The following is an 11,960-nucleotide window of genomic DNA, read 5'->3' on the forward strand; positions in this document are numbered from 1 at the left end:
CTCAATAAAGCGGCGCGGAGCGCAGCTCGTTGACTTCCTTCACCGTCACCGGCGCGCCGCGATTGCCCCACGCGGTGCGGATATACGTGACGACCGCCGCGACCTCCACGTCGGACAGCGACTGCGCGAACGGCGGCATGCCGTATGGACGCGGATTCTTGAACGTGCCGGGTGGATAGCCGCCGTTCAGCACCATGCGGATAGGGTTCACGGCCGAGTTCATGACGATGGACTGATTGTTCGCGAGCGGCGGAAAATCGGGCGGCTTGCCCTGGCCCTGGGCCGCGTGACATTCGGCGCATTGGGCGTCATAAATCTTCTTGCCGAGCGGCGAGAGATTCGTGCGCTGTTCGACCACGGCCTGGGTCGGCGGCTCGGACTTATCGCCGGAGCGCGCGGGCAACGCCTTCAGATAGACGGCCATCGCGCGCACGTCGTCTTCGGAGAGATATTGCAGGCTGTCGTAGACCACTTCGGCCATCGGTCCATACACCGCGCCGCGATGCGAGACGCCCGCGTGCAGCAAGCCCACGATTTCGTCGATACTCCAGTCGCCCAAGCCCGCTTCCTTGTTCGACGTAAGCGAGGGCGCGTACCAGTTCTGAATCGGGATCAGGCCGCCTTCGAATGCCTTCGACGCGACATTGCCGCCGAGCGCGTTGATCGCGGTATGGCACATCGAGCAATGCCCGAGTCCTTCGACGAGATACGCGCCGCGATTCCATTCCACCGATTGCTTCGGGTCCGGCCGATATTCGGCCTCCCTGAAAAAGAGCGAGCGCCAGCCGATCAGCAGTTCGCGCCGGTTGAACGGAAAGCGCAGTTCATGCGGCCGGTTCGGCTGATGCACGGGCGGCGTGGACATGAGAAACGCATAAATGGCGTCGGAGTCGGCGCGCGTGACCTTGGTGTAGGACGTGAACGGCATGGCCGGATAGAGCAGCGAGCCGTCCTTCGAGCGGCCGGTGTGCATCATTCGGTAGAACTCGTCGGCGGTCCAGTTGCCGAGTCCGGTCTCCTTGTCCGACGAAATGTTCGGCGTGAAGAGCGTGCCGAACGGCGTATCCATGGGACGGCCGCCGCCGAAGGTCTTGCCAGCGGGCAACGTATGGCACGCGATGCAATCGCCCGCGCGCGCGAGGTATTCGCCGCGCTGGACCGTGGCGGCATCGGCACTCTTCGTCTGTGCAGACGCGTTGCCCGCCGATACGGCGCAGGCCGCAAAGAACACCGCCAAGGCAAGCGTCCCAAGTTGTCGGAATCGAAGCACGTCGGTTCCTCGGTTAGTTATGGACGCTGCCGCAAGCGAGCGGCATCTTGAGGCTTCCGGCCGCGACCGGCGACACATCGGGCGGCGCGGGCAACGACGCGAGGAACGCGGCGATGGCGGTGATATCGCGCTCGCTCAACTGCTGCGCGACGTGGCGCATGCAGTCGGGCGCGATGGTCGTGCGCGTGCCGTAGCGCCATGCCCCGAGTTGCGCGCTGATGTAGTCGGCGTGCAAGCCGAGCAAGCCGGGAATGGCGGGCTCCATGCCGGTCATCGCGCCGCCGTGGCAACTCACGCATGCGGGCACGTTGCGCGCGGAATCGCCCTTCGTGACGAGCGCCTTGCCGTAATCGAGCGTCTTCGTATCGGCCGTGACGGCGCTCGGCGGCGGGAATGGCGGACGCTCGCCCGCGAAGTAATCGGCGATCTGCCTGAGATACGCATCCGGTAGATACGCGAGCAGATAGTTCATCGGCGGATACTTGCGGCGCCCGTCCCGAAACGCGAGTAACTGGTTGTACAGATAGCCTGCGGGCTTGCCCGAAAGACGCGGGAAGTAGTCGTTGCCGGTGCCTTCGCCCTGCGCGCCGTGACAGGCGGCGCAGCCCATGACGCGGGCCTGCATGGTGTCCGGGGCGCGCTCGAGCGCCGGCTCCGCCGCGAATGCGCCCATGCTCGCGAATGCCAATAGCGTGGACAACAGGAGTGCGGTGCGCTTAGTCACGTATCCCACGTTTCCCACGTATCCCCCGTTTCGAGTTGCCGTGTTCGATCAGCCGGACGTGCACGTCAATGCGGTCGCCGGCGCTTGTTGTTCAGTGCAATGCAATGCTCGTACTGCTGATGATTGTCGGGTGGTTGTATCGGTGGATCGTCGTTTTTGCACTTCTGATCTTAGAAGAGCCCAACCGTTTTTCCCAGCCTGCAGATTGTCTCAATCCGCGCGTTTGCTGCGTGCGGATCGAGTGATCGTTGTTTGCGCCAGATCAATGAACCGCATTATTTTGAGATGCGTAACCACGCCACGCCGTCTTGTCTAGCCTCACCAATAAACGCTTTGCGCGTCCGCGTGAAGATTTTCGAGAAAAATATTTGCGCGCTTACTTGAGCCCGAGGCGGCGCGCGAGACGATTGAGATTTGCCCGGTCGACGCCAAGCTCACGCGCCGTCGATGCCCAGTTCTGCCCGTTACGCGCGAGCGCATCGAGGACGATCGTGCGTTCGTAGGCGGTGACGGCTTCGCGGAAATCGACGCCGGCGGCAGGTGTCGGCGGCGCGCCCGGTGACGCGGTGCGCGTAGTGTCGGCGAGACCGAAGTCGGCGGCGGTAAGCGTCAGGATGCGCGGACGTTCGCGCACGCCCGCGAGCGCCTTCAATGCGCTGCGCGCGATCAGATGCTCAAGTTCGCGGACATTTCCCGGCCAGTCGTAAGCGAGCAGCGCGGCTTGCGCATCGGCGGAAAGGCGCAGGCTCAGAAGGCCGAGGCGCGCGCGGTTCTCCTCCAGAAAGAAGCCCGCGAGCAACAGGACGTCGCGTCCGCGCTCACGCAACGGCGGCACGACAAGCGGATAAACCGACAACCGATGATAAAAATCCGCGCGAAACCGTCCCGCCCGGACTTCCTCGACGAGATCGCGATTGGTCGCGGCGATGAGCCGCACATCGACCTTATGCTCGCTGTCCGACCCAATGCGCTGCAACTGCCCGTTCTGCAGCACGCGCAAGAGCTTGGCCTGCACGGCGAGCGGCAGTTCGCCGACTTCATCGAGAAAAAGCGTGCCGCCGTCGGCCAGTTCGAATTTGCCGCGCCGGTCCGACGACGCGCCCGAGAACGCACCGCGCACGTGCCCGAAGAGTTCGCTTTCGACGAGCGTATCCGGCAGCGCCGCGCAATTGAGGCTCACGAGCGGCTTGTCGGACCGCGACGAGAGCGCATGAATCTCGCTCGCGACGAGTTCCTTGCCGACGCCCGTTTCACCGGTAATGAGCACGGTCAGCTCGCTCGTAGCGACGATCGCGATGTCTTCCAGCAAGCGCTTGTGCGGCTCGCTATTGCCGATCATCTCGCGGCGACGCGTCCCGTTCGCCTGCCGATACGACTCCGCGCGCTGCCGTTCGGCTTCGCCCGTGCGCGCGAGCGTATCGATGCGTTCGGCCACACTCACGGTCGCCGCCGCGAGACTGAGAAACGCCTGAAGCGACGCCATGTCGATGTCGTCGAAGCGCGCGGGATCGAGTGCGTCGAGTGTGAGCAAACCCCAAGGCCGTTCGTCGATGAAAAGCGTGCAGCCGAGGCAATCGTGTACTTCGAGATGACCGTCCACGCCCTTGACGAGGCCGTCGTAAGGATCGGGCAGATCGGAGTTGGCGGCGAAGCGCGTCGGTTCGCTGCGCGCGAGGATGCGGGCAAAACGCGGATGATCGCCGACGCGGAAGCGCCTGCCGAGCGTATCGCCAGATAACCCGTCGATCGCGAGCGGCACGAGCATGTCGCCATCGAGTCGCAAGAGCGCGGCGGCGTCGCCCGGAAAAAGCGCGCGCAGCGTACGCAAAAGGCGACGATAGCGCTCGGTGTCCGGCATCTCGTGCGAGAGGTCTTCGATCAGCGGAACGAGCGCGTCGAGCAATACACGCGAAGTCATTGCGACTACTTCAGCAGTCTTTCTGACTAGAGTCGAATCGACCATGTGCGAAGGTAAGCAATTGATTTAACGATAATTCTACTCTGGCACGGAACCTGTATTGCAAATTGCGAGACGAAGCGCTCCCTGCTTCGCCCTGGAACGAGGACTCCGACCATGCTGTCACCCGAACACCGCGCCATCGTCAAAGCCACCGTGCCGCTTCTGGAAAGCGGCGGCGAGGCGCTCACCACGCACTTCTACAAAATGCTCATCGACGAGAATCCCGAAGTGCGTCCGATGTTCAACCAGGCGCATCAGGCGAGCGGCGCGCAGCAGCGTGCCCTTGCCAACGGCGTCTTGATGTACGCGCGGCATATCGACCAACTGGAACAGCTCGGCGGACTCGTCGGGCAGATCATCAATAAGCACGTCGCGCTCGATATCCGCCCGGAACATTATCCGGTCGTGGGACGCTGCCTGCTCAGGTCGATCCGCGAAGTGCTCGGCGAGGAAATCGCCACCGATGCCGTGATCGAGGCATGGTCCGCCGCGTATCGGCAACTCGCGGATCTTTTGATCGGCTTGGAAGAAGGCATGTACAGCGAACGCGAGAAGGCGCCGGGCGGCTGGCGCGGCACGCGGCGATTCGTGGTCACGCGCAAGGTCGCGGAGAGCGAGGAGATCGTGTCGTTCTATCTCGTGCCCGAAGATAGCGGCGCCCTGCTCGACTTTCATCCGGGCCAATACATCGGGCTGCGCGTTTATATCGATGGCGAAGAAATGCGCCGCAACTACTCGCTGTCCGCCGCGCCGAATGGTCGCGAGTACCGCATCAGCGTAAAGCGCGAAGCGAACGGCCGCGTGTCCGGTTTTCTGCATGCGAACGTACGTGAAAACGATGTCATCGAGCTTTATCCGCCCGCTGGCGACTTCAGGCTCGAACATAACGAGAAGCCGCTCGTGCTGATCAGCGGTGGCGTCGGGATCACACCGACGCTTGCCATGCTGCATGCCGCGCTCGCCGCCAATCCGAATCGACCGGTGCACTTCATTCATTCGGCGCGCCACGGCGGCGTGCACGCGTTTCGCGAGGTGGTGGATGAGCTGGCGACGCGGCATCCGCAACTGAAGCGTTTCTACTGCTATGAGCAGCAGCGCGATGGCGACCAGGAAGCGCACGGCACTGGTTTCGTCGATGAAACCCTGCTCGCGCGATGGCTGCCCGTGACTCGCGACGTCGATGCCTATTTTCTCGGGCCGAAGCCCTTCATGAAGGCGGTGAAAAAGCATCTGAAGACGCTCGGCGTGCCGGATGCGCAGAGCCGCTACGAGTTTTTCGGACCGGCTTCCGCGCTGGAATGAGCGCTGTCATCGAGCCCGCGACTCATCGTCTCGGGCTTTTTTTCACCGGTTATTGGTCACCTGAAATTACCAAAAATCGGCCATTTCATAAAACCAATCCGTCGACTAATCTACATCTGTCGCGTCACTCAGGACGCTCTTTCAAACCCCAAGCGAAGAGGAAATCATCATGGAATCACGTCTCGACTTCTACAAAGCCAGCCCCGCCGCGATCAAGGCGCTCGTTGGTGTCGAAGAGCGCATCGCCAAATGCGGACTCGAGAAATCGCTGACCGAGCTGGTCCGCCTGCGCGCATCGCAGATCAACGGCTGCGCGTTTTGCGTCGACATGCACACCACCGACGCGCGCAAGGGCGGCGAAACGGATCGCCGGCTGGCGACGGTCGTCGTCTGGCGCGAAACGCCGTTCTTCACCGACCGCGAACGTGCCGCGCTGGAATGGACCGAGGCGCTCACGCTCGTGTCCGAGGAGCACGTACCCGATGCCGTCTGGACCGCCGTGAAGCCGCATTTCAGCGACGAGGAAATCGTCGACCTGACGCTGCTCATCGCCGCGATCAATAGCTGGAACCGCTTTTCGATCGCGTTCCGCAAGATTCCCGCGTGAGGTAAAAACCATGAACCTTCGCAAGATCATGATGTTGACGGCGGCGCTGGCGTTGAGCGCGTCCAGGGTGTTCGCGCACGATGCAGCCGCGGAAGTCATCACGCCCGTGATGAAGCAGGCGATTCCCGAGATCGCGGGCAAGAACGTGCTGATGGCGACTGTCTCGTATAAGCCGGGGCAGGCATCCGAGGCGCATATGCACCCCGGCTCGATCTTCGCGTATGTGCTGGAAGGTCATGTCACGTCACAACTCGAAGGGTCCTCCGCGAAGACCTACGGGCCGGGCGAATCGTGGTACGAGCCGCCCGGCGCGCATCACCTCGTATCGAAGAATGCGAGCGCGACCAAGCCGGCGAAGCTGCTGGTCTTTGCGGTGGCAGGCGACGGCGATCCGGTCAAGCTGCCGATTCCGCATTGAGCGATGTCCTGGCGGTTAAGCGTGATTCATTCGGCATTCACGCTTTGTGACAAACGTGCCTAGCCATTGAGCGACAATCGCGGCGCCACGTTTATTCCGTTTCGACATCATGAAGCAGGTTCGTACTTTTCTTGCCGCCGCCGCGGTTTTCGCAGTCTTATCCGCGCTTGGCGGATGCGGCATTCTGGGATGCGCCGGCTTCGCCACCAATGGCATTGGCTTCGGCATGTGCAACATGGGCATGCGGTTCTAGCGTCGGCGCGGGTGCGCCGACTTGGCGCTTCATTCGCTTCTTCGAGAGGCGCCCGAAGCCGTCGCCGCCATGCTGATGCACCATGCGATAAAGCACCAACGAGACGAGACGGGCGACGCCTAACGCCACCCGCCCGCGCCTTGCGCTCTACTCCTTCAGCGGCGAATACCCCATCTCCAACCCCGCCGCGCGCGCATGCTTCTGCGAATGGGCATTGCGCATCGGCTTGAGTACGAACAGCGCCAGCAGCGCGGATATTGCCGCCATGCCCGCCGCCAGCATGAAGACCGCGTGCCAGCTTCCCGTCATCGATGTGATCACGCTCGAGAACGGCACCAGCAACGCAGCCGTTCCCTTCGCCGTGTACAGCAAGCCGGCATTGGTGGCCGCGAACTTCGGGCCGAAGGTATCGCCACATGTCGCGGGAAAGAGGCTGTAGATTTCCCCCCACGCGAAGAACACGATGCCCGTCAGCACCACGAACGCCACCGGACTCTGCCCGTATCGCGATAACGCGACGATGCCCACCGCTTCAATCGCAAAGGCGATGAACATGGTGTTCTCGCGTCCGATACGGTCCGATACCCAACCGAAAAACGGTCGAGTCAAGCCATTGAGCACGCGGTCGATGGTCAGCGCAAAAGTCAGCGCCGGCAACGTCAGGCCAAGCAGCGACACGGGCGAATCGTGCAACCCGAAATCCTTCGCGATTGGCCCGAGTTGCGCGGTCGCCATCAATCCGCCGGCGGCCATCATCACGAACATGATGTACATGACCCAGAAGATCGGCGAACTCAACACCTGCTTCGGGCTCGCGTTGTAGACGGCGCGCTTCAACTTGCTCTTGACCGCGGCGAGCATCTGCGCGGGCGGCGCGTAGAGCGCCATGCCGAGCAGGAACACCACGAGTCCCTGACCGAGTCCGAACCATAGGAACGTGGCTTCGTATCCGCTCGACTTGATCATGTGCGCAATCGGCACGACAGTCGCGGCCGATCCCATGCCGAAGCCCGCCGCCGTGATGCCCGCCGCGAGGCCGCGTCGCTCGGGGAACCACTTGAGCGCGTTACCGACGCACGTCCCATACACCGCGCCCGCGCCGATGCCGCCCACCGCCGCCGCGAAGTACAAGAGCGGCAGTGACGACGCCACCGAGTTGATAACCCAGGCAATCGCGCACAGCAAGCCGCCGCACACGACGACAGGACGCGGACCGTATTTGTCGACGAGATACCCCTCCACGGGCACGAGCCACGTCTCGGTAACCACGAAGATAGTGAACGCGACCTGAATTGATGCACGGCCCCAGTGATACTTCTCGTCGATCGGATTGACGAAGAGCGTCCACCCGTACTGCATGTTGGCGATCATCGCCATGCAAATCACGCCGAACACCAACTGCACCCACGGCGACGCCAGGCGCGACGTCTCCGTCTCGCGATCCATCCGGTCGGTTCCCATGCATGTCTCCTTGCCTTGTGTAATCGGACGCCGAGCGGCGCCTCCTGCGATGACGCTTCGACCGCCATCGCATATACACAGTATTTGATATATCAAGTAAGTCAAGCGAAAGAAACGGCGGGGTTTTCACTTAGAACGATGCATACCGTAAGCGCATGAAAGCTAACCGCCGCGCGTTGAACGGACGAAAAAAAGCCCGGCAGTCACGAGGCTGCCGGGCGATGTGCGTGGGCGAGACATGGCAATCCGCAACACGCACTCTCTTTATATATGAAAGCTATACGTAATGTAAAGAGGAGATTTTGTAGGATTCTCGCTTCGCGTCAGAACACGTTCACTGGGACGTTGACCATGAGTCGATACACGTCGCTCGTTCCGTCCGAATAGTATTGGCTGCCGTGATGGTGCATGTAGTAGAACTTGACCGACGTGTTCTTGAACTTGCCGTCCGGCACCGTATAGCTCGGGATCACGCCAATTTCATAGTGCGTGCCATGCACCGGCTGCCCGTCCTTCCAGTAGAGCCCGTGCTGGCTGCTATCCGGGTTGGCATATTGGTTGGCCATGGCGGTCGCATCCGCGTCCCAGCCATACGCGCCCCACAGCGTGAACTTCAGGCCGGGCACGCCGTACTCCTTCATGTTGAGCGAATACGACAGACTCACGGACTTTTCGTGCGGCGCGTTGTAGTCGACATCCAGCGAATTCGAGAGATAGTCGCCCGCGGATTGGCCCACGTAGTCGAAGAACTGATCGCTTGCAATCTGCTGAAACGCGAATTGAAGCGTATGCGCGCCGTGCGTGCCGGCAAGCGCCAGGCTGTACGCGTTGTTGTTGATCGAGCCTTGGCGCTTGTCGCCGATCGCGCCCGTGTAGTAGTAGTTCAGCGCGCCGGTCCAGCGCACGGTTTTCGGGTCGCCGATACTTTGCGTCGCCGAGAGGTAGTACTGCTGCCACACGTTGTTCGCGACGCTGCCGTAGAGCGTGACGGCGGTATCGTCGCCATGGGTCCAGTCGCCGCCGAAATACGTGAACTGCGACATGTGCGTGCCGCCGTACTCGGTGGTCAGGCCCGTAACGCTCGCCATGCCGCGCGCGATCACGCCATCCACGGTACCGGCCTTCAAGGTCAGGTTCTTGATCTCGTCGCTGGCAAGCGAGAAGCCGCGATATGTCGGCGGCAGCGCGCGATTGTCGTGCGGCACGAGGAACGGGTTATCGAAGAGTTGCTGGCCGTACTTGAACACGGTGTTCGAAACACGCGCCTTCACGTCCCACACGCCGGGATACGCCCACGCAAGTTGCGTGCGCCCCGCTTCGCCCGGCGCGCCGATCCGTACGCGGTTGCCCGCGCCGCTGCCGCCGTTGAGTTTGAGCGCGCCGAACATCGTCAGATCGAAACCGAGACCGACGAGACCGCGCGTGTAACCCGATTCGAATACCGCTTGCTCGCCGAGCACCCACGCGTCCTTCTTCTCCGCGCCCTTCGCTTCGAAATGCTCGGTGTAAGAGCGCGTGAGCAAGTTCAGATGCGAGTCTTCGATCAGCCCTTTCGATTTCGCCTGATTGCTCACGGGCGCATCTGCCTCGGTATTGGGCGGCGATGAAGGCGGCGCCTCGGTATGCCGCGACGGCGGGTCGGTATCGTCGGTCTGTGCCGGGGCTTGTTGCCCGTAGGACGCGACCGAAGCGGCCATGAAGCCGCTGAAAAGCAAAATGGAAAGCGCGAGGGAACGTTTTTGTTTTTTCATGAAAAGTATCTCCAACTACTGACTCAACCTGTTGATTGCTCCATCGAAATCCATGAAGGATTCCGAAACGAACGGATGCGAAAAGCCACGTCCGGCGATACAAACGGTCGGGACGAACGTGGCAAACGGCTAGGGCGAACAGAAGACGCGCCATGCTGCGCGCGAGCGAAATTGATAGTGCTTTAGGGCGAGTTTCCGGGTTCCTCTATTCGACGTGTTTAGATGTAAATCAAGCAAAGAAGCAGGCGGCGGAGGATCCCTCCGCCAACGCGCGCAACGTGGGCGTCTCCAGCGAACAACGCGACTCGGCCATGGGACAGCGCGTATGAAACACGCAGCCCGATGGCGGGTCGATCGGGCTCGGAATATCGCCGGAAAGAATCTGCACGACCTTGGCGCGCTCGACCGACGGGTCCGGCACCGGCACGGCCGAAAGCAGCGCGCGCGTGTACGGATGGCGCGGCGTTTCATAGAGCGCGTGTTTGTCGGCAAGCTCCATCACGCGGCCGAGGTACATCACCATCACGCGGTCGGAGATATGGCGCACCACGGCGAGATCGTGCGCGATGAAGATCAGCGAGAGCTTCATCTCCTTCTGAAGCGACTTCAGCAAATTGACGATTTGCGCCTGGATGGAGACATCGAGCGCGGACACCGGCTCGTCGCAGATCACGAGTTTCGGCTCGACGATCAACGCGCGCGCAATGCCGATGCGCTGACACTGCCCGCCCGAAAACTCGTGCGGATAGCGGTTGATCATCTGTTCGCGCAGACCCACCTTCGCCATCAACGCGCGCACCTTAACGTCGATCTCGTGCCGGCTCATGCCCGGCCGATGTTCGAGCAAAGGCTCCGCGATGATCTGCCCGACCGTCATACGCGGATCGAGCGATGCCAGCGGATCCTGAAAGATCATCTGCACGTCGCCGCGTACGCGATGCCATTCGCGCGTCGATGCTTCGCGCAACGGCGCGCCCATCCACACGATATCGCCGGCGGTCGCGGGAATGAGGTTGAGAATGGCGCGCGAGAGCGTGGACTTGCCGCAGCCCGATTCGCCGACCACGCCGAGCGTTTCGCCCGCCTTCAGATCGAAGCTCACGCCGTCGACGGCCTTGAGCGTGCGCGACGGCGCCCACGGCAAGCGCTTCTTCGACTTCACCTGAAAATGCACGCGGACATCGCGCACGGAAAGTATCGTCGGGGCCGATGCATCAGACATGGCTCGCCTCCTGATAGCGGGTGATCATGTCTTCGGCGGAACGGTGGCAGGCGCGCAGCCAGTGCACGCCATCGACCGGCCGCAACGCGGGCACGTGCTGCACGCAGTCTTCGGCGGCATGCGCGCATCGTTCGTGAAACGGGCAGCCCGCGGGCGGATGCGCCATGTTCGGCGGGTTGCCCGGAATGCCGGTCAGTTCGCCGCCGCTCTTGTCGAGACGCGGCAGCGCGCGCAAGAGCCCGATGGTGTACGGATGCGACGGCTTTGCGAACAGCGTGCTCGCATCGCACTGCTCCATCACGCGGCCGCCGTACATAACCATGACTTTTTCGCAGAGACCGGCCACCACGCCGAGGTCGTGCGTGATCAACACGATCGACGTGCCGAAGTCGCGCTGCAGATCGCGCAGCAATTGCAGCACTTGCGCCTGCACGGTGACGTCGAGCGCGGTGGTCGGTTCATCGGCGAAAAGCACTTCGGGCTCGCAGAGCAGCGCCATGGCGATCATCACGCGCTGACGCATGCCGCCCGACAACTCATGCGGATATTGTCCGATACGATGCGCGGCTTCCGGGATGCGTACCGCTTCGAGCATGCCGATGGCACGCTTTTTCGCCGCGCGGCGCGTCATGTTCTTGTGCAGTTCGAGCACTTCGGTCATCTGCCGTTCGATGCTCAGGTACGGATTGAGCGAACTCATCGGGTCCTGAAAGATCATCGAGAGACGGTTGCCGCGAATGCGGTTCAGCGCCTTGCCCGACAGCCCGAGCAAATTTTCCCCGCGATACAGCGCCTGCCCGCTCGCGCGTCCGTTCGATGCAAGCAGCCCAAGCATGGCGAGCACGCTCTGGCTCTTGCCCGAACCCGATTCGCCGACGATACCGAGCGTTTCCCCCGCTTCCAGCGTGAAGTTCACGCCGTTGACCGCGCGCACGGTGGCGTCGTTGGTCTTGAACTCGACCTGTAGATCGCTGACTTGAAGTAGCGGCATG

At 62.2% G+C, this 11,960-nt stretch carries 10 protein-coding genes; 3 read left to right on the forward strand and 7 right to left on the reverse strand.

The annotated features are described in order from the left end of the window. Position 1: 1 nt before the first annotated feature. The 3 genes from NCR40_RS17365 to norR all read right to left on the reverse strand — a co-directional run bounded on the left by NCR40_RS17365 (position 2) and on the right by norR (position 3,957). Positions 2-1,270 (reverse strand): c-type cytochrome, encoded by a 1,269-nt coding sequence (locus NCR40_RS17365; protein WP_244829595.1) that lies wholly within the window; start codon positions 1,268-1,270, stop codon positions 2-4. A gap of 13 nt (positions 1,271-1,283) precedes the next feature. Further along, on the reverse strand, positions 1,284-1,943 hold the full coding sequence (locus NCR40_RS17370) for a c-type cytochrome (RefSeq protein ID WP_244829697.1): 660 nt from the start codon (positions 1,941-1,943) through the stop codon (positions 1,284-1,286). A 427-nt stretch (positions 1,944-2,370) separates the two neighbouring features. Next, positions 2,371-3,957, reverse strand: a complete 1,587-nt coding sequence (gene norR, locus NCR40_RS17375; protein ID WP_250510085.1) for a nitric oxide reductase transcriptional regulator NorR — start codon at positions 3,955-3,957, stop codon at positions 2,371-2,373. Between the two features lie 111 nt (positions 3,958-4,068). Here norR and hmpA point away from each other — a divergent pair, with 111 nt between their 5' ends. From hmpA to NCR40_RS17390, 3 genes are all read left to right on the forward strand, one after another. Further along, positions 4,069-5,256, forward strand: coding sequence for an NO-inducible flavohemoprotein (gene hmpA, locus NCR40_RS17380; protein WP_250510086.1), 1,188 nt, complete (start codon positions 4,069-4,071; stop codon positions 5,254-5,256). Positions 5,257-5,425: 169 nt separating this feature from the next. After that, positions 5,426-5,863 carry a carboxymuconolactone decarboxylase family protein gene (locus NCR40_RS17385; protein WP_244829592.1) on the forward strand — a complete coding sequence of 146 codons (438 nt, stop codon included), beginning with the start codon at positions 5,426-5,428 and terminating at the stop codon, positions 5,861-5,863. A 10-nt stretch (positions 5,864-5,873) separates the two neighbouring features. Further along, entirely contained in the window at positions 5,874-6,281 is a 408-nt protein-coding gene (locus NCR40_RS17390) for a cupin domain-containing protein (RefSeq protein ID WP_250510087.1), read from the forward strand. Between the two features lie 400 nt (positions 6,282-6,681). Here the strand turns inward: NCR40_RS17390 and oxlT are convergent, their stop codons facing one another. From oxlT to NCR40_RS17410, 4 genes are all read right to left on the reverse strand, one after another. Then, entirely contained in the window at positions 6,682-7,995 is a 1,314-nt protein-coding gene (gene oxlT, locus NCR40_RS17395) for an oxalate/formate MFS antiporter (protein WP_250510088.1), read from the reverse strand. A gap of 323 nt (positions 7,996-8,318) precedes the next feature. Beyond that, the gene (locus tag NCR40_RS17400) at positions 8,319-9,746 is read right to left on the reverse strand and encodes an OprD family outer membrane porin (protein ID WP_244829589.1); all 1,428 of its coding nucleotides are present in this window, start codon (positions 9,744-9,746) and stop codon (positions 8,319-8,321) included. Positions 9,747-9,975: 229 nt separating this feature from the next. Further along, entirely contained in the window at positions 9,976-10,968 is a 993-nt protein-coding gene (oppF, locus tag NCR40_RS17405; protein WP_250510089.1) for a murein tripeptide/oligopeptide ABC transporter ATP binding protein OppF, read from the reverse strand. After that, on the reverse strand, positions 10,961-11,959 hold the full coding sequence (locus NCR40_RS17410; RefSeq protein ID WP_244829587.1) for an ABC transporter ATP-binding protein: 999 nt from the start codon (positions 11,957-11,959) through the stop codon (positions 10,961-10,963). Before NCR40_RS17410 ends, oppF begins: the two co-directional genes overlap by 8 nt. Position 11,960 lies beyond the last annotated feature (1 nt).

This window comes from Caballeronia sp. GACF4 (assembly GCF_023631025.1).
Classification (GTDB): domain Bacteria; phylum Pseudomonadota; class Gammaproteobacteria; order Burkholderiales; family Burkholderiaceae; genus Caballeronia.

Coding starts and splice junctions, on each gene's coding strand:
- NCR40_RS17390 (WP_250510087.1), top strand. CDS start 5,874: ATGAACCTTCGCAAGATCATGATGTTGACGGCGGCGCTGGCGTTGAGC.
- NCR40_RS17410 (WP_244829587.1), bottom strand. CDS start 11,959: ATGCCGCTACTTCAAGTCAGCGATCTACAGGTCGAGTTCAAGACCAAC.
- NCR40_RS17370 (WP_244829697.1), bottom strand. CDS start 1,943: ATGGGCGCATTCGCGGCGGAGCCGGCGCTCGAGCGCGCCCCGGACACC.
- norR (WP_250510085.1), bottom strand. CDS start 3,957: ATGGTCGATTCGACTCTAGTCAGAAAGACTGCTGAAGTAGTCGCAATG.
- NCR40_RS17400 (WP_244829589.1), bottom strand. CDS start 9,746: ATGAAAAAACAAAAACGTTCCCTCGCGCTTTCCATTTTGCTTTTCAGC.
- hmpA (WP_250510086.1), top strand. CDS start 4,069: ATGCTGTCACCCGAACACCGCGCCATCGTCAAAGCCACCGTGCCGCTT.
- oppF (WP_250510089.1), bottom strand. CDS start 10,968: ATGTCTGATGCATCGGCCCCGACGATACTTTCCGTGCGCGATGTCCGC.
- NCR40_RS17385 (WP_244829592.1), top strand. CDS start 5,426: ATGGAATCACGTCTCGACTTCTACAAAGCCAGCCCCGCCGCGATCAAG.
- oxlT (WP_250510088.1), bottom strand. CDS start 7,995: ATGGGAACCGACCGGATGGATCGCGAGACGGAGACGTCGCGCCTGGCG.